The 21,937-nt window shown below is 45.3% G+C and carries 27 protein-coding genes; 17 read left to right on the top strand and 10 right to left on the bottom strand.

Annotation, left to right across the window (positions count from 1 at the left end; all coding sequences use genetic code 11):
• Positions 1-5: 5 nt before the first annotated feature.
• Positions 6-1,301 (top strand): UDP-N-acetylmuramoyl-L-alanyl-D-glutamate--2,6-diaminopimelate ligase, encoded by a 1,296-nt coding sequence (locus U5K77_01600; GenBank protein MDZ7744436.1) that lies wholly within the window; start codon positions 6-8, stop codon positions 1,299-1,301.
• A 408-nt stretch (positions 1,302-1,709) separates the two neighbouring features.
• Positions 1,710-1,865, top strand: a complete 156-nt coding sequence (locus U5K77_01595) for a hypothetical protein (GenBank protein MDZ7744435.1) — start codon at positions 1,710-1,712, stop codon at positions 1,863-1,865.
• Between the two features lie 318 nt (positions 1,866-2,183).
• Here the strand turns inward: U5K77_01595 and U5K77_01590 are convergent, their stop codons facing one another.
• The gene (locus tag U5K77_01590; protein MDZ7744434.1) at positions 2,184-2,501 is read right to left on the bottom strand and encodes a hypothetical protein; all 318 of its coding nucleotides are present in this window, start codon (positions 2,499-2,501) and stop codon (positions 2,184-2,186) included.
• Positions 2,502-2,601: 100 nt separating this feature from the next.
• Here U5K77_01590 and U5K77_01585 point away from each other — a divergent pair, with 100 nt between their 5' ends.
• The 5 genes from U5K77_01585 to U5K77_01565 all read left to right on the top strand — a co-directional run bounded on the left by U5K77_01585 (position 2,602) and on the right by U5K77_01565 (position 6,014).
• Entirely contained in the window at positions 2,602-3,003 is a 402-nt protein-coding gene (locus tag U5K77_01585) for a hypothetical protein (GenBank protein ID MDZ7744433.1), read from the top strand.
• Positions 3,004-3,052: 49 nt separating this feature from the next.
• A complete protein-coding gene (locus tag U5K77_01580) occupies positions 3,053-3,196 on the top strand; it encodes a hypothetical protein (GenBank protein MDZ7744432.1) in 144 nt (47 codons plus the stop codon).
• A 185-nt stretch (positions 3,197-3,381) separates the two neighbouring features.
• Positions 3,382-3,654, top strand: coding sequence for a co-chaperone GroES (locus U5K77_01575; protein ID MDZ7744431.1), 273 nt, complete (start codon positions 3,382-3,384; stop codon positions 3,652-3,654).
• Positions 3,655-3,764: 110 nt separating this feature from the next.
• Positions 3,765-5,426: a chaperonin GroEL gene (gene groL, locus U5K77_01570; GenBank protein ID MDZ7744430.1), complete on the top strand. Its 1,662-nt coding sequence runs from the start codon at positions 3,765-3,767 to the stop codon at positions 5,424-5,426.
• 144 nt (positions 5,427-5,570) lie between these two features.
• Entirely contained in the window at positions 5,571-6,014 is a 444-nt protein-coding gene (locus U5K77_01565) for a hypothetical protein (protein MDZ7744429.1), read from the top strand.
• A gap of 71 nt (positions 6,015-6,085) precedes the next feature.
• Here U5K77_01565 and U5K77_01560 read toward each other — a convergent pair whose 3' ends face one another.
• Positions 6,086-6,604, bottom strand: a complete 519-nt coding sequence (locus tag U5K77_01560) for a hypothetical protein (GenBank protein ID MDZ7744428.1) — start codon at positions 6,602-6,604, stop codon at positions 6,086-6,088.
• Between the two features lie 124 nt (positions 6,605-6,728).
• Here U5K77_01560 and U5K77_01555 point away from each other — a divergent pair, with 124 nt between their 5' ends.
• Positions 6,729-7,769, top strand: a complete 1,041-nt coding sequence (locus tag U5K77_01555) for a bifunctional phosphoglucose/phosphomannose isomerase (protein MDZ7744427.1) — start codon at positions 6,729-6,731, stop codon at positions 7,767-7,769.
• 15 nt (positions 7,770-7,784) lie between these two features.
• The gene (locus tag U5K77_01550; GenBank protein MDZ7744426.1) at positions 7,785-8,549 is read left to right on the top strand and encodes a PIG-L family deacetylase; all 765 of its coding nucleotides are present in this window, start codon (positions 7,785-7,787) and stop codon (positions 8,547-8,549) included.
• Here U5K77_01550 and U5K77_01545 read toward each other — a convergent pair.
• The 3 genes from U5K77_01545 to U5K77_01535 all read right to left on the bottom strand — a co-directional run bounded on the left by U5K77_01545 (position 8,546) and on the right by U5K77_01535 (position 10,491).
• Positions 8,546-9,106, bottom strand: coding sequence for a CDP-archaeol synthase (locus tag U5K77_01545; protein ID MDZ7744425.1), 561 nt, complete (start codon positions 9,104-9,106; stop codon positions 8,546-8,548). The genes U5K77_01550 and U5K77_01545 overlap by 4 nt on opposite strands.
• Before the next feature lie 100 nt (positions 9,107-9,206).
• Positions 9,207-9,857, bottom strand: a complete 651-nt coding sequence (locus U5K77_01540; protein ID MDZ7744424.1) for a PHP-associated domain-containing protein — start codon at positions 9,855-9,857, stop codon at positions 9,207-9,209.
• A complete protein-coding gene (locus tag U5K77_01535) occupies positions 9,847-10,491 on the bottom strand; it encodes a CDP-alcohol phosphatidyltransferase family protein (protein ID MDZ7744423.1) in 645 nt (214 codons plus the stop codon). The genes U5K77_01540 and U5K77_01535 overlap by 11 nt, the downstream gene beginning before the upstream one ends.
• Positions 10,492-10,533: 42 nt before the next feature.
• Here U5K77_01535 and argS point away from each other — a divergent pair, with 42 nt between their 5' ends.
• The 4 genes from argS to U5K77_01515 all read left to right on the top strand — a co-directional run bounded on the left by argS (position 10,534) and on the right by U5K77_01515 (position 15,182).
• Positions 10,534-12,192: an arginine--tRNA ligase gene (gene argS, locus U5K77_01530; protein ID MDZ7744422.1), complete on the top strand. Its 1,659-nt coding sequence runs from the start codon at positions 10,534-10,536 to the stop codon at positions 12,190-12,192.
• A gap of 55 nt (positions 12,193-12,247) precedes the next feature.
• Positions 12,248-13,489 carry a Glu/Leu/Phe/Val dehydrogenase gene (locus tag U5K77_01525; protein MDZ7744421.1) on the top strand — a complete coding sequence of 414 codons (1,242 nt, stop codon included), beginning with the start codon at positions 12,248-12,250 and terminating at the stop codon, positions 13,487-13,489.
• Positions 13,490-13,601: 112 nt separating this feature from the next.
• Positions 13,602-13,991 carry a peptide-methionine (R)-S-oxide reductase MsrB gene (gene msrB / locus U5K77_01520; protein ID MDZ7744420.1) on the top strand — a complete coding sequence of 130 codons (390 nt, stop codon included), beginning with the start codon at positions 13,602-13,604 and terminating at the stop codon, positions 13,989-13,991.
• 3 nt (positions 13,992-13,994) lie between these two features.
• Positions 13,995-15,182: a CapA family protein gene (locus U5K77_01515; GenBank protein MDZ7744419.1), complete on the top strand. Its 1,188-nt coding sequence runs from the start codon at positions 13,995-13,997 to the stop codon at positions 15,180-15,182.
• 801 nt (positions 15,183-15,983) lie between these two features.
• Here U5K77_01515 and U5K77_01510 read toward each other — a convergent pair.
• From U5K77_01510 to U5K77_01495, 4 genes are read right to left on the bottom strand one after another with little or no spacing between them, the layout of a single operon-like run.
• The gene (locus U5K77_01510; protein ID MDZ7744418.1) at positions 15,984-16,139 is read right to left on the bottom strand and encodes a hypothetical protein; all 156 of its coding nucleotides are present in this window, start codon (positions 16,137-16,139) and stop codon (positions 15,984-15,986) included.
• A 29-nt stretch (positions 16,140-16,168) separates the two neighbouring features.
• A complete protein-coding gene (locus U5K77_01505; GenBank protein MDZ7744417.1) occupies positions 16,169-16,435 on the bottom strand; it encodes a hypothetical protein in 267 nt (88 codons plus the stop codon).
• Positions 16,436-16,482: 47 nt separating this feature from the next.
• Positions 16,483-17,250, bottom strand: a complete 768-nt coding sequence (locus tag U5K77_01500; GenBank protein MDZ7744416.1) for a M15 family metallopeptidase — start codon at positions 17,248-17,250, stop codon at positions 16,483-16,485.
• A 30-nt stretch (positions 17,251-17,280) separates the two neighbouring features.
• On the bottom strand, positions 17,281-18,147 hold the full coding sequence (locus tag U5K77_01495) for a serine hydrolase (protein MDZ7744415.1): 867 nt from the start codon (positions 18,145-18,147) through the stop codon (positions 17,281-17,283).
• A gap of 62 nt (positions 18,148-18,209) precedes the next feature.
• On the opposite strand from U5K77_01495, the gene U5K77_01490 reads away from it, so the two are divergent.
• Genes U5K77_01490 through U5K77_01475 form a run of 4 tightly spaced genes read left to right on the top strand, consistent with a single transcriptional unit; the run spans position 18,210 to position 21,018 of the window.
• Positions 18,210-19,388, top strand: coding sequence for a CapA family protein (locus tag U5K77_01490; protein ID MDZ7744414.1), 1,179 nt, complete (start codon positions 18,210-18,212; stop codon positions 19,386-19,388).
• A gap of 24 nt (positions 19,389-19,412) precedes the next feature.
• Positions 19,413-20,078 carry a hypothetical protein gene (locus U5K77_01485; GenBank protein ID MDZ7744413.1) on the top strand — a complete coding sequence of 222 codons (666 nt, stop codon included), beginning with the start codon at positions 19,413-19,415 and terminating at the stop codon, positions 20,076-20,078.
• Positions 20,075-20,632, top strand: a complete 558-nt coding sequence (gene orn / locus U5K77_01480; GenBank protein MDZ7744412.1) for an oligoribonuclease — start codon at positions 20,075-20,077, stop codon at positions 20,630-20,632. The genes U5K77_01485 and orn overlap by 4 nt, the downstream gene beginning before the upstream one ends.
• Before the next feature lie 2 nt (positions 20,633-20,634).
• On the top strand, positions 20,635-21,018 hold the full coding sequence (locus U5K77_01475) for an MmcQ/YjbR family DNA-binding protein (GenBank protein ID MDZ7744411.1): 384 nt from the start codon (positions 20,635-20,637) through the stop codon (positions 21,016-21,018).
• 108 nt (positions 21,019-21,126) lie between these two features.
• Here the strand turns inward: U5K77_01475 and U5K77_01470 are convergent, their stop codons facing one another.
• Positions 21,127-21,714, bottom strand: coding sequence for a hypothetical protein (locus U5K77_01470; protein MDZ7744410.1), 588 nt, complete (start codon positions 21,712-21,714; stop codon positions 21,127-21,129).
• Positions 21,715-21,937: the final 223 nt, after the last annotated feature.

Here is a 21,937-nt window from a genome sequence, read left to right as displayed (position 1 = left end):
AAGTTATGAGAATACGGAGTATTGTAAAAAAACTTATACCCAAAGGTGTATTTGAGAAAATCGAGCCGCTTGGTCACTGGGGTGAGGCGGTCTTAGTAAACCTTGCCATGGGTATGCCCACACGTGGGCTCAAAGTAATTGGTGTGACTGGTACGGACGGTAAGACCACAACGTGCACCATGATTTATCAGATGTTGCGAGAATCGGGCGTAAAAGCTTCGTTGCTGACAACCGTATCGGTAGACATAGCGGACGGCAAAGGTGAGCGCCCTAGCACCGTTGGGCTGACTACAGCAAGCGTGAGGCAGCTACTGGGGATGTTAAAAAAGTGCCGGCAAAACGGCGCAGAGTGGGTAGTATTAGAGACCTCCAGCCATGCTTTGGCGCAGCACCGGGTATGGGCCGTGCCATATGAAATTGCCGTAATGACCAATGTGACGCACGAGCACCTGGATTATCATAAAACGTTTGAGCGCTACGTGGCCGCTAAAGTTAAATTATTTAAGCAAGCAAATCACCACCGAGGGCTTAAGACAGGGGTAGTGAACGTTGATGACCCAAGTGCTCGGAAGTTTGCCGGAGCTATCAAGAATCCAGTAACTTATGGCACTAAAGATGGTGAATTGCAGGCGCAAAATATTCAACTGCGGCCGGATGGCAGCACCTATAAAGCGGTTATTAAAGATGAATCTTATGATATTGAGTGCCGGTTGCCAGGTGATTTTAACATCTATAACTCTCTGGCCGCGGTAGCGGTTGGCCGTGCAGTTGGCTTGAACAAAACAGATATAGAGCGTGGTATTGCTTCACTGCAAAGTGTGGCGGGGCGGATGGAGCGGATTGAGGTTGGTCAGCCGTTTAATGTGATTGTGGATTACGCCGTCACGCCAGAGGCTCTCAAAGTGGTGCTTACCACTGTGCAGTCTGTCACCAAAGGTAATGTTCACTTGGTTTTTGGCGCAACTGGCGATAGAGATAAAGACAAGCGACCGATTATGGGTAAAATTGCCGCTGAGCTGGCCGATAAAGTTTACTTAACAGACGATGAAACTTACACCGAGGCTCCAGAAGCTATTCGTCAGGCGGTGTTTGCCGGTATAGAGCAAGCTGGTGGCAAGTCAAAAACTACGGTGATCGACGACAGGCTAGAGGCCATTAAGACAGCTCTGGGCTCTGCGAAACCAGGAGACACGGTGCTGCTAACAGGCATAGGGCATCAAAATTACCGCAATATGGGTGGCGAAAAGCAGGAGTGGGATGAACGGGAGATTGCCCGCAGAAGCGCATTAACGGAGGAGTAGAAAGCTTGCAAATTACTCAGTTATAGTATAGAAATGCTTAACAATGGAAAAGTAAACCCAGAACTACGCCAATTTGTTGACGACACGGTTGATTTACATAACGAATTAAAGAGATCAACAGACCAGCGTCAGAATAGGATAGACTCACTTCAAGCCTCTCCGGCTACCAGGTTACCTGACACTGATCCTGATTATAATTATGCTCAAGGTCTTATTGCGGGCTTGCGGCTTGCTCAAACTGGGCTCTGGAGGCGCATCTTCGATCACAGACACCAAATAACGAAGAAGTATGACAGAAACTGCTCACCGACGAAGGAGTAGTTAATAACACAAACTTGACAAAACGATAAACAACTGATAGTATAGTTATCGTTATCACTAACATAAAAAATCAAAAAGGAACTACAAATGAGTGCAGAAAAATCTCCCGCAGAATTAGCTGTTGATGAATTAGCAGCTGGAGCAAAAACTCCAGATGAGGTAGCTACGGTTGAGGCTTGGCGTGAAGAAGTCGCGCAAGACCGTGCTGCTGGATCGGGAGCGCAGCCACTTCCGTGGAGCTAGTTCAGCTAACCTGACGGAGCTATAGCTTCCACGAAAGAGGCGGAGCCCATTCTTAGTGGCGATCAAGAACAGAGTGGAGCATATTCATCTGGCCGTAGACAGTAATAAACTGAACGCTAAATATAAACAGCCCCTAGCTTTAGGGGCTGTTTAAATACAAAAAGTGAGTGTGGGCTTGGTTGAATTGGTAATAGTGAGAAGAAACGGAGGCGATGGCCTGCGACGTTTTGTCCAAAAGACGTTCTTCTACCAAGCCCGGGTCCCGGACGGGTTTCGTTGCATCACGTGTTTGCAACGTCGCCCGTCCGGGTTCCGGCCCTACTTCTTGCCCAGCATTGCTGGCGGTCGGTTGTTGAACTTGTTCCCTCGCTTCTTGGTTGGTCGCGGATTGGCTGACCGGTGTGCGATCAGCTTGCAAACCATGCTGTCCAAGTCGGGAATTCGCTTCTTGCGTGTCTGGCGGCTCCAGCCAGTCGTATCGTACACGACCACCATGTGGTTGCCGTCGATGCTGACCTCGCAGACCTCCCGAATGTTCATGATCGATTTTGCGAGAGCATCTCGATCAATTGGACGAACACCCTTCGTCTTGAAGCGCTTCGACTGGCTCACTGCTGGCGCTGTTCTTGAACCCATAAGGTGCATCCTTACTGTTGTAGGGGCAGGATGACTGGGATCATGACACCCGCAAATAATAATTGACAATACCAAAAATATTTGGTGTTATATATAAACAATGACAGAACATTATCCAGAGTCAGGGCGCTCTTTTGAGCTAAAAAGGCTCAATGAGAGGGGCAGCGAAGAGCTTAATGTAGAAGCTGAGCGAATGCGTGAGCAGGTGCTCGATTTTGTATTTGACGCCGTTTGCGTGCTAAGGCTTGAGGATATTGAAGAGATTAATAAATCAAAAACACTAGGTCAGGAAACGGAGTTATACACAGTCGTTGAGCCCTTTAATGCCTCTCAGGTAGAAGACGCGACAAAACTCACATTATCAATGCTTGTACGTCTCAAAGATTTTGATAAAACAGGGGTACTAGAAGCCGTTAAGGCGTATGTGCCAGTACCCACAGAAGCTGATATTGGGAACCAGACACTATTTGTGGGCTGTCAAATCCAACGAAATATTTGTTGAACAAGTTTGGAAAAACGGAGTTGAGAGGCGTGTAATTTCAAAACAAGGTGTGGTTGAAGCGATACTCGATACTAGCGTGATTGATGTAGAAGATGAAATTATTCGTTGGATAACAGAGCCCAAACGTGTAGACACTAAATTACCGGTATGTAGCACGCTTATTCAGATGCACGCAGTTAACGGAGAATGCTAGCCCGCAGCGACGCATCATTGAAGGCGACCCAAAAGTATACGACCTTTATCCCTAACTACTGCCTGTGTTCTGCCTGGGGTCTTGACAGTCGTAGCGCGCGTTCGTATGATTGAAGGTGATATTAGCACTCTCAATGTGGAAGTGCTAATTTTGTGAAAAGACAGGGTAAAACAGAGGAGGAACCAATGAGCGTAAAGATTCAGCCCCGAGCTGGTTATGTGGTGCTTCAACAAGAAAAGGCACCCGAAAAAACCGCCAGCGGCATTTTATTAGCTGGCAGTGCCCAGGAAAAACCTGAAGCTGCCAAAGTTATAGCAGTCGGTAAAGACGTCAAAGACGTAAAAATTGGCGACATGGTTTTATTCGTAGAAGAGTATGGTAAAACCAAGACCGTGACTATGAATAAACAAGACTATACTATTATCAAACAAGAGCATATTGTTGCAACGATAAAATAATTTAACATTTAACAGTTTACAATTTTCATTTATTTACCAAATTACCATTTGTTAGGCATTGAAAAATGGTAAATGCAAAGTGACAATTCTTGACTGAAAGGAGAACAATTATGGCAAAGAAAGTATTTTACGATGATGACGCTCGTCGCCGAATTCTTGGCGGAGCACAAATACTATACGACGCAGTAAAGACGACAATGGGGCCGAAGGGTCGCAACGCGGTGATTGGTAAATCATATGGTGGGCCAACTGTAACGCACGACGGTGTTACGGTCGCCAAAGGTGTTGAGATTGCCGATGTTGATGACGAAACGCTTGGCTATAAAGTTGGCGCTGAGCTTATCAAACAAGCCGCTAACAAAATGAATGATGTAGCCGGTGATGGGACCACCACCGTAACTGTACTGACCTACCATATTTTGAGTGAAGCCAACAAGTTGATTGCTGCTGGGCACAATCCAATGGAGCTTAGGAAAGGGTTAGAAGCTGCATCCCAGGACGTCATTAAAAAACTTGGGACTATGGCCGAGGACATTAAGGCCAACAAAGAGCGCGTGGCTGAAGTTGCCACTATCAGTGCCGGTGACGGCGAAATCGGTAAGCTAATCGCTGACGTAATTGACCAGGTTGGCAAAGACGGCGTGGTGACTGTCGAAGAAGGTCAAGGCTTGGCGCTTGAATCAGAAGTGGTAGAAGGATTTACGTTTGACCGTGGGTTTGTTAGCCCGTACATGGTTACTGATACGGCTCGCATGGAAGCAGTGCTTGATAAGCCACAAATCGTCATAACCGATAAGAAAATCAGTTCTATTCAAGAATTTTTGCCGGTATTAGAGCGTGCCGCCCAGGCTGGCAAAAAAGATATCATCTTGATCGCCGAAGATCTCGAAGGTGAGGCGCTAGGCACTTTGGTATTAAACAAGCTCAAAGGCGTACTCAACGTTGTGGCTGTTAAAGCACCGGCATTTGGTGACCGCCGTAAGGATGTACTGAACGATATTGCCATACTAACTGGCGGTAGCGTAATTAGCGATGATACAGCCGGTAACTTTGACGACTTTACGGACAATGATTTTGGTTCGGCGCGTCGTGTTATCGTTACCCAGGACGAGACGACGATAATTGAGGGTGACGGCACGGTCACCGAGCTAAAAGCACGGATTGATCAAATTAGTGCCCAAGCTGAGGCAGCAACCAGCGAATACGATAAAGAAAACCTTGAAAAGCGCCGTGCGGCACTTCAAGGTAAGGTTGCAGTCATTAAAGTTGGCGGGGCAACCGAGACAGAGATCGAAGAGAAGAAGTTTAGGGTTGATGATGCCGTGGCAGCTGTGAAAGCTGCTTTGGATGAAGGTATTGTTCCCGGTGGCGGCGTAACGCTAGTTAATCTTATAAAAGAAATCAAGGCAGGTGGAAGTGATTCAGCCGACGCTGGTGCTCAATTGCTAAAGAAGGCGCTTGAACAACCGTTTAGGAACCTGCTAGAAAATGCTGGGCTCAATGCAGATGAATGGTTGCCGCTGGTCAAAGCAGCTAAAGCCGGTCAAGGTCTGGACGTCAACAATCCAAAAAAACTGGTTGATCTTAAAACAGCTGGCGTGGTTGATCCAGCTCGTGTCACAAAAGGGACGATTCAGAACGCTACAAGTATTGCCGGTACGGCAATAACAATGGGTGCGTTGGTAGTTGACGTGCCTGAAAACAAAGAATCTGCAGCAGCGCCTGACCCAGGTGGAATGGGTGGTATGGGCGGCGGTATGATGGGCATGTAAAAGTCCGCCACATCGTTAGGTTTTGCAGAAGACTCGGGTGTAATGCCCGAGCCTTCTTTTATTAAACAAAAAGTAGGTTTTATAAAAAGTTGCAATATATGCCAATTTGTACTATGGTAGAGTTAGAGAATAACGGGAGAAATTATGGCACGACTACCTTTTAGGCGAACCAAACAAGATCAGCAACCTCTGCCTGATGAAGCGCAGGAGTATTATCAAGCACAACGACGTGAAAAAACTGGCATGGCATGGCTATTGGCGGTCGTTACTTTGCTTGCAACACTCCTGATTGCACTAGGAATTTTTCTTGGTGGGCGTTGGGCATACCGCGCGGTTTTTGATAACGACACAACAACCGAGACAGAGATGGAGCAAGAAGTTCAGGACGACGGTAGTGTTGATAACGCGCCGCGTTCGACCGATGAACCGGTTCGTTTGCCAGGCGATGATGTTGACGAGAGCGACGACAATGATAACGATACGGACGCTGATCAGGACGATGCAACGCAATCAGAATCCACACCGACCACAACGCCAACAACTGGCCCGAGTGCGTTACCGAGCACCGGCCCTTCAAGCAATCTTTGATTGCGGTAATCAGGAATTAGCAACTAGAAACTAGCATTTTACAGGAGTGTTTACCCGCTAGTTTCTGTCTACTAGTTACTATCTTTTTGGGTGAAGTAGTTGATTTCGTTGATAACATCCAGGAGTGCCTGGGCGCGAGCTTTGTCATCAGATATTGCCTGGGCGGCATCATACGCGTCTTTGACCATGCTTTGATCATCGGTCGCCTGAATCATCATCATAGTGGTGCGGAACTTTTCTTCCGGCGACTGATCTAGGTGCCCAACTAATGGTCCGAGTTGTGATAAAGCTTCTTTTTTGATGTCCAGCAGGCCTGTTTCGTCATCGTCATGAGAGGCTTGTGGGGGAGTGTTTGTGTCAGCTACGGGTTCTGGGGCAGTCATTTGTATATCATCGATTTTTTTGTCATCAGATTTTTTTGGTTGATCGGCTGGCGGAGTCGAATTATCTGATTGGTTCGAATCTGTTGGTGTTTGCCCATTGCTATCTTCAGAGCTGTCAGGAGATTCCGGTTGCTGCTGTGGAGGCAGCGCCATTGTGCTCATATCCTGCGATTGCTCATCATTTTTTTGTTTATCGTCACCAAACATATTTCCACCCCCTTATACCGCTGTAACGGCTGTTCCAAAACTTCTAATGTTACGAGTCCTATAATACGGCATAAGCGATATTAAATAAAGTCATAAATAGTAATTTCAAAGAGGTGAGGGTAGAATGGGTAATATGCTGGATGATATTAAATACATACACGACAAAGATAAAAGTGACGCGCTTGGCATAACCGAAAAACAAGCTCAGCAGTTGTTGCATGAGTTTGATCTGCCTGAGATGAAGTTTCCGGTAGATAATATCGTGTTTGCCGGTATGGGTGGATCAGCTTTGGCGGCCACGTTATCTTTGAGTTGGCCGGGCTATAATCTACCGTTTGAAATCTGCAGGAACTACGACGTTCCAGCTTACGTATCTGACAAAACGTTATTTATCGCCAGTAGTTACTCTGGTAACACCGAGGAAACTATCAGCGCTCTTAAGCAAGCGGCAGACAAGGGTGCCCACGTTGCAGTTATTAGTGCAGGTGGTAAGCTAGCAGAAATTGCCAAAGAGCATAATTACCCACTGGCTCAGCTGCCATCCGGTATTCAGCCACGTCACGCGGTGCTGTATAACTTTAAAGCACTGATTACTATTTTAGAGCGTGCTGGTATTACGGCGAATGATAAAACAGAGAACGAGCTGCACGAGGCTGCAAAATGGTTGAGCAACCAAACTGCCGACTGGTTGCCAACAGTGCCAACGGCAAAGAATCCCGCTAAACGTCTTGCACAAGAATGTATGGGTCGATCACCGGTGATTTACGCGGGTCCAAAACTCTATCCGGCGGCATATAAATGGAAGATAAATTTTAACGAGAATGCCAAAAATGTGGCGTGGTGTAACGCGTTTCCGGAGTTTAATCATAACGAGTTTTTAGGCTGGTCATCGCACCCGGTGGATAAACCATACACAGTCATAGATTTACGCAGCGATCTGGAGCACGAACGAGTTCAAAAACGTTTTGAGGTAACTGAGCGTCTACTATCTGGTAAACGACCAGCTCCGGAAATCGTGCAAGCCAAAGGCAGCACGTTACTTGAACAACTGCTGTGGACAATGATGCTTGGTGATTTTGTCAGTATGTATCTAGGTTTACTTAACGGGCTTGATCCAGCTCCTGTTGATTTGATAGAAAAATTCAAAAAGCAATTAAATAAGTAAATAGGTGTGACCGGTATGTCAGATATTAGACAACGCGTTGCAAATCTCGGCACAATTGTTGGTGTGTGGGCGCATCCTGATGATGAATCTTTCACATCTGCCGGGTTAATGTCTATTGCAACAGCCAATGAGCAATCAGTCGCCTGTATAACTGCAACGCGAGGCGAGGCTGGCGTGCAGGATGAGATTAAATGGCCAGCCGACAAACTTCACGCTGTACGTGAATCTGAGATGAACGCAGCGATGAAGGTAATCGGTGTTAAGCATCACCACTGGCTAGGATATAAAGACGGTGCCTGTCAAGACGTGCCGCACCATGAAGCAATCAGTAAGATCGGTGAGCTATTAAAAATTTATCAGCCGGATAGTATTATTACTTTTCCGCCAAGCGGCGGCACAGGGCATATGGATCACGTGAGTGTTTCGCGCTGGGCGCTCCAAGCTGCTGAGCAGTATTGCCCGTCAGCAACAGTATATTTTACGGTAGATCTCAAAGAACAATACGAACGTTATTTTAAAGAGTTGGATGAGCAATTTGACATCTACTTCAACTTAGAAGAGCCTAATCTTGTTAAGGCAAAAGATTGCGACATGTTCTTACAGTTGCCCGAGAATATCGCGCGGACTAAGTGTGAGGCTCTTAGGGTAATGCCCTCGCAAACCGAGGGTATGTTTAAACAGGTTGGCGCCAAACGGCTATGCGAAGCGTTGTCAAAAGAAGGTTACGTGCGAGCGGACAGAGCTGATATCACTTGGAGCAGACCTCGGTCAGAACACTAGATAGGGCGCTTTTTGACTCCCGTTAGGTAGCCGACATAACTCATCATTAGGTGCAGTCCGAAATATATGAGTGTGATACGGAGAATGTCAGCTAGACCAAGTGAGACAAACAAGCTAGCGAATAATACGCCACCGACGATATAGTCGGTTTGGTCAAATGGAAACCAGCTTTCACCGGCCGGTACCTGGCTGCGACGCTTAAAATAACTTTCAACCGCATCGCCAACCAGTGCGCCAAAGCCTAGCGCCGCCCCAACTAAAACAATAAAACCGACTGATTCTGCACTGCTGGCAATGAAACGATATTGAAATAGTGCTACTAAAACTCCAACCAGCACGCCAAACAATAAGCCACGCCAGGTTTTGTTGGCACCCAGTAATCGTTCGCCTTTGTACTTAACACCGAAGTCAATCGGTGTGCCCCAGTGTCTTAAAAGAGGCAGTCGTGCGGCCAAAATCGGACTCATATTAGCAAAGCCGGCTGGTAAAAAGAACCAAAACGCTTCCCACCATTCATTCACCTTGCACCTCCAAGGTAAGATTTGGCCATTGGCCATTGGCCATTTGCCATTGATTTTGCAGTTGCCATTTTGAAATTATCCTTGCGTACCCAATGATAATTAATTGTGAAATGTAAAATATAAAATGTAAAATTTCTCATTCCGTTCGTCCTATTTTTTTACGTAAACGATGATACTTCGGATAGAGGAGACTTCGGATTCCTGGTCGGTCAGTCAGTAGCGTTCCTCTGCCGAGAACTTGGACTAAGTTATCTCGGGCAGGTGGTTCATCTATGAGTGTGGCAGTCTTGCCCAGACCACGTGACCCATGAGCGTCACTACTGGCAGCTGTAGCTACACGATTGAGTCGTGCCCAAACCACCGCTTGTTGGCCACGATTTTGCAAAAAGGCTCGTCCATTACAAACTTCAAAAATATCAATGTCATCCAAGATTTGTTCGAGAGCTTCAGACTGAAGACCTTTGCGGGCATTTTCAAACGGGTGGGGTATATAAACCAGCCCGTCTTGCTTTTTGATTTCATCAACCGCTTGACGCAGTGATAGTCCAGCCAACACTGGCTTTTTTAGATATAAACCAATAACTTCACCAGCCGTAGTCATGATTTCTTCGCCAACGATGATTTGTTCGCCGAGTTCATCATTAAGTCGTGTCGCAAAATCTATGCGATTATGGTCAGTAATGGCAATATAGTCTAGCTGTCCGTTGTGGAGAGAATTTTTATACTGTTCGGCGGAAATGCCGCCGTCATGCGAAGCAATAGAATGAGTGTGGAGATCAATCTTCATGAGCGGTCAGCTTTCGGCTAATTTTGAAAAGTCTCCCCAACGCTGTTACCCAAGTCAGCAACGTGATAATAACGATTGCTGCCGCCAGGTAGTTTAGAAGTAGCGCAACAACCAGTAAGGCCATACGAACCTCAAATCTCATAAGTCCATCAGAAAATAACCGGTTAATTTGGTTCGGTGTTAGTTTCAGGTCTTTTACGGCGGTTTCGCCTTTTGCTTTGACGTAGCTAACCAATATACTACCGCCTACAGCAGTCACAGCCCAAACTGCGTAGTATGGCTGTCCGCTCAAAACAAACACGTAGGCAACACCAGCGTATAGGATGGTTTCTTTCATGCGGTCAGTGGTGGCATCTAGCAACATACCAGCATTGCTGGCTTTGTTTTGCAGGCGTGCCAGTTCGCCATCGAGCGTGTCAAACAGACCAAAAAAAACTAAACCAAAAGCCGCATATCCAAAGTAACCTTGGGATATAAGCCAGGCGATTGGCAAGTGGGCAATTAGCCCGGTGTACGTTACTAGGTTAGGACTTAACCTACCGCCACTAACGGCATGAAGCCAGCTAGCCACTCTTCGCATAAGAGAGCGAATAAGATCTCTAGGTATGTCTAAAACATTATCAATTATGGCCACGATAGGCTTTAGTATAGCGTATCCTGTTATACTAAATGAACAATGAGGAAAAAAATATCCACCAGCTTACGGGAAACAGCAAAAAATGTATACAATATTGACATAAATCCGGAACTGAATCGTACGGATGAACAATTTGGTGATTATGCAACCAATATTGCACTGCAGTTGAGTAAAAAAGTCGGTAAATCACCACAAACAGTCGCCGAAGAGTTAGTTGGTAAATTACGAGATATACTAAATACAGATATTGATGACATTAGTGTTGCCGGGCCGGGTTTTATAAACTTTAGGTTAAGCGACCAAGCGTTACTAGACGAGTTGTATGCCGGTATAAGGCCACCAGTAAATTATTTTGAACAAGATATTGTCATCGAGACAAATAACCCTAATCCGTTCAAGGATTTACACATAGGCCATGCTTACAATTCCATTGTTGCTGATAGCATTGCCAATTTACTTGAGGCGGGTCAAGGTAGCGTTCATCGAGTTAGCTATCACGGCGACGTTGGTTTACATGTTGGCAAAAGCATGTGGGCGATACTCAGATCAATTGATAATAATCCGGCTTCGCTTGGTGCTATAGCAGAAAGCGAGCGCTCGACGTTTCTGAGCAAAATGTATGCTGAAGGAGCTGACACCTACGAAAAAGATGATTTGGCAAAGGAGCAAATTGAAGTGTTGGCTCAACAATCCTTTGTGCTTGATGACCCGTTGTTTGAACAAGTTTACGAAACTTGTAAGCAATGGAGTTTTGATTATTTTAACCAAGCTTTTAAAGCGTTGGGCAGTAAGCCTACAAAACGACAATATCTGGAACGCGAAACAGACCGAGTAGGTCGATCTATCGTGGAACGTCATATTGGAAAGGTTTTTGAAAAAAGCGATGGTGCAGTGATTTTCCCAGGCGAGAAGTACGATTTACACACCAGGGTTTTTATCAATGCTCGTGACAACACGCTTTATGAAGCTCGCGATCTCGGTCTTATACAATTGAAAGAGTACGAGTTTCGCCCGCAATCAAGTTACGTTGTGACAGCCAATGAACAACAAGAATATTTTAAAGTTGTTTTAAAAGCAGCCGAGCTTTCTATGACGGATATCAACAGCGAGACGTATAATATATCGACCGGTATGGTGAAGTTGGCTACTGGAAAAATGAGTTCACGTAAAGGGACAGCCATAAATATTGGTTGGTTGTTTGATGAGCTTGAAAAGGCGATTCGTCGTCGGACTAAAAATGAATCAACTGTTGCTGACGGAGTTATCGGTGCCTTACGCTACACAATGTTGAGGGTACGTGTTGGTGGCGATGTTATTTTTGACATTAACGATGCTATAAGCCTGGAAGGTAACTCTGGCCCGTATTTGCAATATGCCCACGCTCGAGCTCGAAGTGTTCTTGCGAAAGCCAAACAGACTACAAAACAGGAAGTTGAACTTGAATCAGATGAGCGAACACTTGTCCGCAAGATTACTGAATACGAAGATATGTTACAAAAAGCTGTCGTAGAATTAATGCCGCACCATGTTTGTAACTATCTATATGAACTTGCGCAGCAGTTTAATCGGTTTTATGAACACAACCGAGTTATCGGTGATAAGCGAGAATCTATCCGGGTGGCGATAGTTAAACAATATGCCGACGTTTTAAAAGATGGTTTGCAGCTTCTTGGTATACCGGCGCCAGATAGGCTATAAAACGATCATGCACCGCTCCATTTTAAAAATTATAAATCCTGAGGAGAAATGACAGATGCTTCAAACCGCTCATGAGGCCGTTCGTCGTGTTGCCAAAAAACTCGATCTAACAAACCAAGAAACAGATTACTTGTTGAAAGCAAATGCGGAGCATAGTTTCAAGTTTAAGCTTGATGATGGAAATATACATAAGGCTTATCGCGTGCAGCATAACAACGAACTGGGTCCGTATAAGGGAGGAATCAGGTTTAGTTTAGGCGTCACACTTGATGAGGTACGTGCGTTAGCATTGCTTATGACCCTTAAAACAGCTGCAATAGGCCTGCCTTTGGGCGGAGCGAAAGGGGGAGTGCAGATTGACGGCAGACATTTGGACGATAAGCAGCTAGAGGAAGTCTCGCGCAAGTATGTTGCTCAATTATATGAGTACATTGGACCTGATAAGGACATCCCAGCTCCTGATATGAATACCAACGCCAAAGTTATTGACTGGATGGTAGACGAGTTTGAGAAGAAAACCGGAGATAAAACCAAAGCAAGTTTTACAGGTAAATCGCTTAACAATAATGGTAGCCAAGGGCGTGAGGCAGCAACCGGGCGAGGCGGGCTGATGGTTTTGGAGCGCTTGTTAGATCTAACTGGAAAGGGCAATAAACCTCTAAAGATTGCTTTGCAGGGGTACGGTAATGTCGGCTCATTTTTCGCAACTGTTATGCAGGAAGAACGCCCCAAATGGAAGCTTGTGGCAGTAACCAATTCAGTCAGCGGTTTGTATGATGAAAATGGCTTTGATGCTCAAGATTTACTGGAATATAAGCAAAACAATAATCGAAGCTTTGCCGGCTATAAGACAGACAGTAGTGAGGAGATTGAGCCGGAGAGTATCTACAGTATTGATTGTGATGTAATGGTGCTGGCTGCTGCTGCTGGAGTGGTTACACAAAAAAATTCCCACGATATACGAGCACGTTATGTACTCGAGCTTGCTAATGGGCCTGTTGATGGTGAGGCGTATGAGTTACTCACGAACAGGGGTGTAGACGTTATACCAGATATCCTAGCTAATGCTGGTGGTGTTACAGTAAGCTACATCGAGTGGCTGCAAAACAAGCAGCGGGAGCACTGGGAAGAAAACCGAGTTAATACAATGCTTCGTGAATATCTGGAGTCAGCCACTGAATCAATTTATAAGGCCAGCCAACAACATAGTTGCTCATTCAAGGAGGCGGCCTATACGGTTGCAGTCGAACGAATTATTGCTGCCAAACGCCAAAGAGAGGCGCAGTTGCCAAACTAATCAACCAAGTTATAATGCACCTCATAGATAGCGAGAAGTTGGCGAGATAGATTAACTATACAAGCTGTCTCAAAATTAAAAACGCTATCATTGCAAACTTATAGAGGTAACAATGGCTAGTAAGCGAAAGTACACACACCTTACACCGGAGCAAAAAGACGTGCTTTTTAACCGCCAAACCGAGACACCCTTTTCTGGCGCATTTTTGCACAATAAATCTGCTGGCCTGTATGTCTGCGCAGCTTGTGGCAACAAGCTGTTTCATAGTGAAACAAAATTTGACTCAGGATCGGGCTGGCCAAGCTTTTATGATGTGGCAGATCCCAAAGCGGTAAAATTAACTCACGATACCAGCCAGGGTATGCATCGCGTTGAAATAACTTGCGTGAATTGTGGCGGGCATTTGGGCCATGTGTTTAACGATGCTCCGGATCAGCCGACTGGTATGCGGTTTTGCGTAAATTCACTTAGTCTTGATTTTAAGTCAGAGGAGGTCAAGTAGTTTATGAAAAAGATTGCTTTAATCGTACTGGTTGCTCTTGTGGCCGGCGGATTAGTTTTTACCGGCTGGTGGTTTGCGATTCGTGATGACAGTACGGAAATGAGTGAGCAGCCTGAGTCTGGGCAGTCTGAAACAGAGGCTGACGATGGTCTGCTCAGAATTGTGGCGACCGGTGACATGATCGCCCATGACTCTATCAATGAAAACGCTCGTCAAGATGATGGTAGCTATGATTATTTATCGCTTATGAGTGATATGCAACCTTTCTTTCAGCAAGCTGATGTGAGATTTTGCAACCAAGCTACCGCTGCAGGGGGCGAAAGGCTTGGCATCAGTGGTTACCCGGTATTTAATGCACCATTTGCATTCACTCAAGACATGGTGAAAGTTGGTTGCAACGTCGTTAATTTAGCGTCAAATCACATTAACGATAAGGGGAAGCGACAGATTGATGCTACGGTAGCTGAATGGGAGCGCCAAGATGGTGTTTTGGCGTATGCTGGAGCTAACAGATCGGCAGAAGAACAGGCACAGCTTAGAACTTTTACAGTTGATGGCGTAAGTTTTGGCTTTTTGGCTTACACAACCTATAGCAATAACCAGAATCTAACGCCGTACGGGCTAAACATGTATGACTCACAGACGGCACAGCAAGAAATCTCTGCCGCTCGTGACGAAGTTGATTTTGTAATCGTGAGTATGCGGTGGGGCACCGAGTACAGCACTGAAATAAATACTGAGCAAAATGAGATTGCCCAAGAAGTTGTGAACGCCGGCGCGGATTTTGTTTTTGGACACGGCCCACATGTGTTGCAACCAGTTAAACGAATAGCTGACACAAACGGCCGGGAAGGGATTGTTTGGTTCTCACTTGGTAACTTCTTAAACTCCCAGATTGATATTGAGACTTTGATAGGTGGCTTTGCAATAATTGATATCAATCAGGAGGAGCTATTTGTCGAAAACGTAGAATTTATGCCGGTGTATCAACACTATGAATGGACGGCTCAGCAGCGCGAAGAAGAAGATTTATTATCTCGCCACAACTTTTCTATGGTGCCACTAGACCAAGCTGACGAGCTTTTGCGTCAAAGTACGCACGACACTACGGTTGAAGCTCAGACGCAATGGGTGCAACAAATTCTCAACCGATATATAGAGGTACCGGTTATTGGTTCGGATGAATACTAAAATTGTTTTTCAGCTTATTCTAGAATACAAAATATATTCCACTTTGATTCAGCAATACTTTCGGCTGTCTCCTAGGCGACCTTCTATCTCGTTGAATTTTTACCTTAAAAAATATCCAAAAACCTACCCGTGTCTACAGATGCCCGGTTTGTTCTGGCTATCACCTAACAACGCAGCGTTAATAGCCTGCAATTTAAACGCGCCACTCGACTGGCGCGTTTAGTAAAACACCGCAAACGAAAGCTTCTGTTAACCTTCTCTTCCAAGCCTACTCCGCCATAGCGAACAACAAGATAGTTATACAATATTATCGCTATTTCCAAGACCAGGTCTTGGAAATAGGCTTACTGCTGCGAAGGCCGGGAGAATCAAATACCCTGTTACTTTTTTACCGACAAAAGTAACCAAAAACCTCGTCACGACTGAAAGAACAAGAGCACGAAGCAGCACTGGTTGGCCGCGCCGGCAGAACGACAAGCGGCTCCGCCAGTTTTTCTAGTTACTTTGGCGGAGCTTGACTACCGGCTTGACTCGTCCAACCAGCACTCCTTCGCTTCTGTCTTTCAGATGTGACCCCAACTAAATGTGTTCTTAACTAAGAACACTCCTATACGTGATGTACCGTTTGGTACATCACGGAGTTCTGGCTCTGAAAAACCGGAGCCTGGCGAGTTCGACCAGGTCGAGTAATTGCTGCAAAGTCAGTTCTGTTCGAGGTAACTAAGAAAATAGAACAGAACCGACCAGCGGGAGTTCTTTGCGACCGCGACCTGGACGTGCTCAGACAGGCTACAGTGTTTTTCAGTCGCCAGTTGTTTCTTTGCTTACTTTCTTGTCAACACAAGAAAGTATGTCGGACAGGTCGCTGTAAGCGACCGTCGAAACGTCTTTCGCTAGCCTAAAATTTCGAATTTGCTGAATACGCAAGCCGACTTGCGTATTCAGACTGTTCGGCATGAAGCCGACAAACTATACAATTATTGGTTCTATTTGTTTGGGCAGTCGCCGCATTTATTTAAACGGGGGCAGTCAGCCGGTTCGTAGCGATAGTCATGTACCCAGTGCGGCGCTTGACCGTCTGCATCGAATGTTGACTCCCAGGCCATATCGCGCTTTTCGCGGTAGGTAGAGTATTCTTCGTTATTGTCAGGTAAGCATACGAGGTTACCCAATCTACCAAATACGCCTGGGTGTCGTGCAACGGTTGTTTCACCCAGTGAGGCATCGAATGGTTGTTCTGTGATATTCTCCATATTTTTACAGTACGCTTTCAAGGGGCGCACCGCAAGCATAAGCCTTTTTAGAGGTTGAAGAATTCTTCCATGGTGAGATCGAGCCGGTGAAGCTCGTTGGCGAGATCCTTGCCGACGTAGCGGAAGTGCCACGGTTCGTACTGGTAGCCAGTAATGCTTTCCTTGCCCTCACGGTAGCGCAAATGAAAGCCGTATTTGTGAGCATTTTCAGCCAACCACTGGCCTTGTGGTGTATCCTCAAAACAAATTTCTAGGTGGCATGTCTGGTCTGGGATAGTGGCATCAAAACTTATACCAGTTTGGTGTTCGCTGGTTCCTGGTCTGGCAGAGTAACGGTCGGCCGCAGCTTGACCATCACGAGCAACGTAGCTGTCGTAGAACTGTTTTTGTAGCTGGTATGAACGATACCCGCTACCAAACACCAAAATGATATCTTCTTGGTCTGCTGCAGAAAACATAGTTTCTAGGTCGTCAGTAGCCACCTCTCTAAATTGCATTTGTTCAGCGCTAGCCGCTAAACGTAGGCGAACATTTGGCACCACAAGATCGTCAGGCACATAATTGGCTGATATGGCTCGTTGCTTATTAACAACCTGCCAGATACTGCCGGGTTCGGTTAGCGAGTAAGTTGTCTTATCAAACGCCGCTTCGTCCGGTTCATCATTTGACTCCTCCTCTGTATTAGAAACAGGAGCTTGGTGAGAAGTCTCACGTGGCGCATCCTCTTTTACTATTTGTGTGAAGTATAAAAACAATCCGGCTAACAGAAGGCCTAGGCTAACAATAGAGGTGATTAGTACAGCTTTTTTTGACATGTATAGTCAAGTATACGATATATTTATGGCTTATTCGATTGCATCTAGCACGGCTGTCTCAACGCGAGTAGCCAGATCTGCAATATTTTGTGCGCCGATATTTTCTGAAAGGACGCTCATAACATAAGCTTGTCCACTTTGGAACTCCACAACTGCAACATCATGGTACTCGACTAACCCTCGAAAGCCCACTTTGTTATGTACGGTTGACTCTGAAAAACCAGCCTTTAGTGCATCTTGATATATCTGGTCTTTCAAGGATGCGAGCATTGCATCCGCGTGTTCATTGGTAAGATCACGGCGTTCGTATAAGCGGCGAAGTATACGCGATACGTCACTAGCCGATGTACTAATATCACCCATAGCGGAGTGTTGAATACCGTAGTCCTGCAAAGTTTTATCGAGCCAATCTATTCCAAGCTCCAAGCGCATCTTTTCTGCGCAAGGGCTATGAGATGTCCGTATCATTTCGTCCAAGCAATCTCCACGGGTCAAATCTCCATAATAAGGTTCAGCTTGACTATATGTACCGTCGGCAATCTTCTGGTAGCCGATATAAGCTACATAAAGTTTGTAGATACTGGCACCAAAGTAAATCTTGTCTGGATTATGCGACGCTACCTCTTCCTCGGCGGTCAGGTCATAGATTACAACACTTGCAACACCGGATTGCTCAGAAGTCCATGTATCAACCGTAGGTTGTAAATCGACAACCGGTTCAAGGGGCTCAACTACTTCCACTTCTTCAATAGCGGCAGGCTGAGAGTTCTGTTGAGATTCGTTTTGGCCGGGAGCGCCGGTATTGTTTGTCCAAAATAACGCAATTATGGTCGCAATGAATAAAATCCCAAAAACAGTAAGCAAATAACGAACAAATTTAGTTTTGATGCGAGTCATATATATATAATACGCCATCTCATGGCAAGGTCACGTTATAATAGAACATTATAAGGGGAGTAATGAAGCGCAAGACACTTGGAATTATCGTTATTATTGGTCTGCTTGTAGCGGCCGGCTTTGTTGCTATGTACTATTATGCTGATCTAAACTCATCAACCAGTGATGAGAGTGTCACGAAGAAAACACCGGCCAATAGCGAGGAGCTTCAATTTGAAACAGTTGAAGGGCGGTACCTATTAAGCGGAACTATCGTGCCGGCTCGTGGTGTTGAGCAGCAAGCTTTCGGTGATCCTATGCAACCGTTCTCTAGGCTTGATACGTTTTCGCCGGAAAAATACGACGCTTGGTCTGTGGATTTTGAGTGTCCCGTAACTGACAGGCAACTGTCTTTCCGTGAGCAAGTGAACACACTAACGTTTAATTGTCCTCCTAAATTCATGCCCGGTGTGACTAAGTATTTTAATCTGATAAATCTCGCCAATAATCACTCTGGAGACCTGGGTGAGGAGGCCTTCCGCGAGACACAGGAGCGGTTTGATGAGACAGAGAGCCAGGCATTTGGCCACTATGATCCAGCGGTAAAAGACGAAACCTGCAGGGTTGTTGACCTGCCAGTCAGACTACAGATGTCTGATGGAGCTGAACAAGCCTCAGCTTTGCCGTTTGCATTCTGTGCCTGGCACTATTTTTTACGTGAACCGCAGCCCGGTGAGCTCGAGGTTATGGAAGATTACGCAGAAGTTATGCCGGTGTTTGCTTTTACTCACTCGGGTCTTGAATACTATGCAACGGCGCAGTCAGACCAAGTGGAGCTTAATCGTAAACTAATTGACCTCGGAGCCGAGTTTGTTATAGGCAACAACCCACATTGGGTACAAAATACTGAGGCGTATAAAGACAAGTTGATTGTGTATTCAACCGGTAATTTTATTTTTGATCAGCTTGATAAGGAGACTAATCGAGCTGCCAATATTGACGTAACAATGAAGCTTGACTATACCGATAATATTAAGCGTTGGGTCGAACTTGGTGATAAATGTGAAGCTCATAAACGAATAAATAATTGTTTAGAGATGGCTCGTGATCAAAGGCTAGAAAAGTTTAACCCGGATTTTGAGTTTGACATGATAGCTAGTGTAAACGGATATAAGATTGTAACAGAACGCGCACCAGCTGAGGTTCAACGAGCGGTTGAGGAGCGTATGAATTGGCAACAAACATTACAGCAGCTTCGCTAAGGCAGGTTAGGGTATAATCAAGGCATGATTGGTATATTGCCGAAACGTGAGTGGCCGATTGAACATCGGATAATGCATTATTTTGTGACATTTTTGCGTCTTTCGGTTGTGGCAGCAATTTTTGTGGCCTTTAGCGCCAGTATGTGGGAAGAGCTTTTCTTTTATATGTTAACTCTTATACTTATGCTTCTTCCGGCGTTTATTAGTTCAAAGATAAGTATTAAATTACCGGTTGAGTTTGATCTGATTCTGGCGCTGTTTGTCTATCTGTCGGTATTTTTAGGTAGTGTTGGCGGGGCTTATTACCAGTTTTGGTGGTGGGATGCAATGCTGCATATAAGTGCAGGATTTATACTTGGGTTTGCCGGATTTTTGGCACTGTACCTGAACATGCGTCAGAGAAAAATTCGTGCTGGCAGGTGGTTTATCGGCATATGTATATTTTTGTTTGCGGTAGCTCTAGGAGCTATCTGGGAGATTTATGAATTTGTGGTTGATGGTTTGCTTGGATTTAATATGCAGCGTGATCTCGACGATACAATGTGGGATATGATTGTGAATGCTGTAGGCGCATTGGTTGTGGCAGTTGCTGCAGTACAGTATATTGATAAACCAAAGAGAGGTTTTATTGCGCCCTGGGTGCATAGATTTGTCCAGAAAAACCCGAGACTTATAAGGAGAATTAAATGAAGAACACAAACCCTGTACCAACGAAGTTACTATGGATGGATTTGGAGATGACTGGGCTTGACCCTGATAAGGACGTGATTTTGGAGGTCGCCGTGGAGGTGACGGATTTTAACTTCAAGACACTAGAGTCTTATGAGGCGCGAGTGCGCGGCGGCAACCGCAATACGGTGGTCAACCGCATGCAAGCCAATGTCTGGTGGAAGGATTACCCAGCAAACCGTGACGATTTTTTGGATAAGCTTAACGAGGCTCAGCCGCTTGGGGTGGTCGAGGATGAGCTTATAGAGCTGGTTAAGAAACATTTTGGCGATGAACCGGCAATACTAGCGGGTAACTCGATCCATAATGATCGAAAATTTATTGCCCGTTGGTGGCCGTCGCTTGATTTAAAGCTTCATTACCGCATGTTGGATGTAAGTGCCCTTAAGGTTCTAATGCAAGGCAAATACGGCGTAGTGTTTGAAAAACAAGAAGTTCATCGCGCCTTCGATGACATACAAGCCTCAATAGCCGAGCTAGAGCACTACCTAAATTGGCTCAAGGAGCAAAGTTAACTGTGGATCATAAGACTGTTGAAGAGTACTTACTAAGTATGCCAAATACCAAGTTGGATTATCCTTTTGGCGAGGAAGTGGCCGTGTATAAAGTTTTTGTGCCGTCCGGTGGCGCGGACGTTGATGTAGCGCAGGGCGAGTGGAAGATGTTTGCATTGGTGGCGGAGGGGAAAGACCCAGTTCGGCTAAGTCTCAAGTGTGATCCGCAGCTCGCCAAGCTACTACGTGAAAAATACGAGACCGTGCTGGAGGGTTATCATCTAAACAAAAAACACTGGAACACGATTATTTTAAGTGGCCAATTGCCGTGGGAAGAAATTCAAGGTTTTATTAGGCATAGCTACGATTTAGTTACAAAAGCCGGAACCGAAATTCCAAAAATTTGACACCACTGCAAAACAACTGTATCAATAAGCAGTATTTTTATCGGGTGAAGCGCCTTTAACTCGGCACTGATTAGCGATTATTTAATAAGTTGCTAGAGTTTTATTTGGTTAATCTTCAGGCGGGAGTAGAGCGCGAATTTGATTGAAAGTATCGCTATAAACTTGCTTGTTAGCTTCTGAGGTGGAAATATCATAAGCTTCAACAAGAGTTGCCCGATATTCTTCAAGGAGTTCATACAATATCTCTTCGAACGCCTCGTCAAAACTGTTGTTTTGTTCGGCGGTTTCGAGCTCTTCGTCTGTTTGAACGCTCATGCCGCCAGCAATATCCGCGCTGCTGACTTTACCAGTTTTATTAGCTATGTTTACTATGTCGTCTTGTGATGATTGCAGGGCTAGTTTAGTAGTAACGGCAAGATTACGGGTTGCCTGATTGCGTGCTTTATCCTCCCCAATCTCTGCCACGCGCACAATCTCAGCGTGTTGTTGCACCATGTTAATTAAAAACTCTCGGTCTTTGTTGTTTAAGCTGCTAATGAGTCCAAAAATAATAACTATAAGTGTGATAAATAATACGCCACCCCCAAATATTAAGAGCAGGCGTTTCTTTTTGGGATCCATGGCGGGTAGTAAGCTTTTTTTGGAACCTTTTTTATCGTTTAAAATAAAATCGTATTGATCTTGTTCGTTTTGCATTACCATAAGCATAGCTTAAGAGTGGAAAGTCATAAAGTTAAAAGTTAAAAATAGAGTAAATTCACTTTGCAGAAACCAAGCTTTCCTTTCATGCTTTCTACTTTATCCGTTTCACTTTAAACTGTGGGTATGATGGTTGAGAGGTCTTTCTGGGAATATCATAAGTTGCTACCCGATGTTTTATCGGCTATTGAAAATTGGACATTGAAAATTGGGGCTCCTG

The sequence above is a fragment of the Candidatus Saccharibacteria bacterium genome (genome assembly GCA_034521515.1).
GTDB lineage: Bacteria > Patescibacteriota > Saccharimonadia > Saccharimonadales > JAXHMH01 > JAXHMH01.
Note: the sequence above shows the minus strand (reverse complement) of the source record. Positions and strands in the feature narration are given on the sequence as shown.

What these genes read in the sequence shown, in the direction of transcription:
- U5K77_01600 (MDZ7744436.1), top strand. Translation starts at nt 6, where the DNA reads ATGAGAATACGGAGTATTGTAAAAAAACTTATACCCAAAGGTGTATTT.
- U5K77_01595 (MDZ7744435.1), top strand. Translation starts at nt 1,710, where the DNA reads ATGAGTGCAGAAAAATCTCCCGCAGAATTAGCTGTTGATGAATTAGCA.
- U5K77_01590 (MDZ7744434.1), bottom strand. Translation starts at nt 2,501, where the DNA reads ATGGGTTCAAGAACAGCGCCAGCAGTGAGCCAGTCGAAGCGCTTCAAG.
- U5K77_01585 (MDZ7744433.1), top strand. Translation starts at nt 2,602, where the DNA reads ATGACAGAACATTATCCAGAGTCAGGGCGCTCTTTTGAGCTAAAAAGG.
- U5K77_01575 (MDZ7744431.1), top strand. Translation starts at nt 3,382, where the DNA reads ATGAGCGTAAAGATTCAGCCCCGAGCTGGTTATGTGGTGCTTCAACAA.
- groL (MDZ7744430.1), top strand. Translation starts at nt 3,765, where the DNA reads ATGGCAAAGAAAGTATTTTACGATGATGACGCTCGTCGCCGAATTCTT.
- U5K77_01565 (MDZ7744429.1), top strand. Translation starts at nt 5,571, where the DNA reads ATGGCACGACTACCTTTTAGGCGAACCAAACAAGATCAGCAACCTCTG.
- U5K77_01560 (MDZ7744428.1), bottom strand. Translation starts at nt 6,604, where the DNA reads ATGTTTGGTGACGATAAACAAAAAAATGATGAGCAATCGCAGGATATG.
- U5K77_01555 (MDZ7744427.1), top strand. Translation starts at nt 6,729, where the DNA reads ATGGGTAATATGCTGGATGATATTAAATACATACACGACAAAGATAAA.
- U5K77_01550 (MDZ7744426.1), top strand. Translation starts at nt 7,785, where the DNA reads ATGTCAGATATTAGACAACGCGTTGCAAATCTCGGCACAATTGTTGGT.
- U5K77_01545 (MDZ7744425.1), bottom strand. Translation starts at nt 9,106, where the DNA reads ATGGCCAATGGCCAAATCTTACCTTGGAGGTGCAAGGTGAATGAATGG.
- U5K77_01540 (MDZ7744424.1), bottom strand. Translation starts at nt 9,857, where the DNA reads ATGAAGATTGATCTCCACACTCATTCTATTGCTTCGCATGACGGCGGC.
- argS (MDZ7744422.1), top strand. Translation starts at nt 10,534, where the DNA reads ATGAGGAAAAAAATATCCACCAGCTTACGGGAAACAGCAAAAAATGTA.
- U5K77_01525 (MDZ7744421.1), top strand. Translation starts at nt 12,248, where the DNA reads ATGCTTCAAACCGCTCATGAGGCCGTTCGTCGTGTTGCCAAAAAACTC.
- msrB (MDZ7744420.1), top strand. Translation starts at nt 13,602, where the DNA reads ATGGCTAGTAAGCGAAAGTACACACACCTTACACCGGAGCAAAAAGAC.
- U5K77_01515 (MDZ7744419.1), top strand. Translation starts at nt 13,995, where the DNA reads ATGAAAAAGATTGCTTTAATCGTACTGGTTGCTCTTGTGGCCGGCGGA.
- U5K77_01510 (MDZ7744418.1), bottom strand. Translation starts at nt 16,139, where the DNA reads ATGCCGAACAGTCTGAATACGCAAGTCGGCTTGCGTATTCAGCAAATT.
- U5K77_01505 (MDZ7744417.1), bottom strand. Translation starts at nt 16,435, where the DNA reads ATGGAGAATATCACAGAACAACCATTCGATGCCTCACTGGGTGAAACA.
- U5K77_01500 (MDZ7744416.1), bottom strand. Translation starts at nt 17,250, where the DNA reads ATGTCAAAAAAAGCTGTACTAATCACCTCTATTGTTAGCCTAGGCCTT.
- U5K77_01495 (MDZ7744415.1), bottom strand. Translation starts at nt 18,147, where the DNA reads ATGACTCGCATCAAAACTAAATTTGTTCGTTATTTGCTTACTGTTTTT.
- U5K77_01490 (MDZ7744414.1), top strand. Translation starts at nt 18,210, where the DNA reads ATGAAGCGCAAGACACTTGGAATTATCGTTATTATTGGTCTGCTTGTA.
- U5K77_01485 (MDZ7744413.1), top strand. Translation starts at nt 19,413, where the DNA reads ATGATTGGTATATTGCCGAAACGTGAGTGGCCGATTGAACATCGGATA.
- orn (MDZ7744412.1), top strand. Translation starts at nt 20,075, where the DNA reads ATGAAGAACACAAACCCTGTACCAACGAAGTTACTATGGATGGATTTG.
- U5K77_01470 (MDZ7744410.1), bottom strand. Translation starts at nt 21,714, where the DNA reads ATGCAAAACGAACAAGATCAATACGATTTTATTTTAAACGATAAAAAA.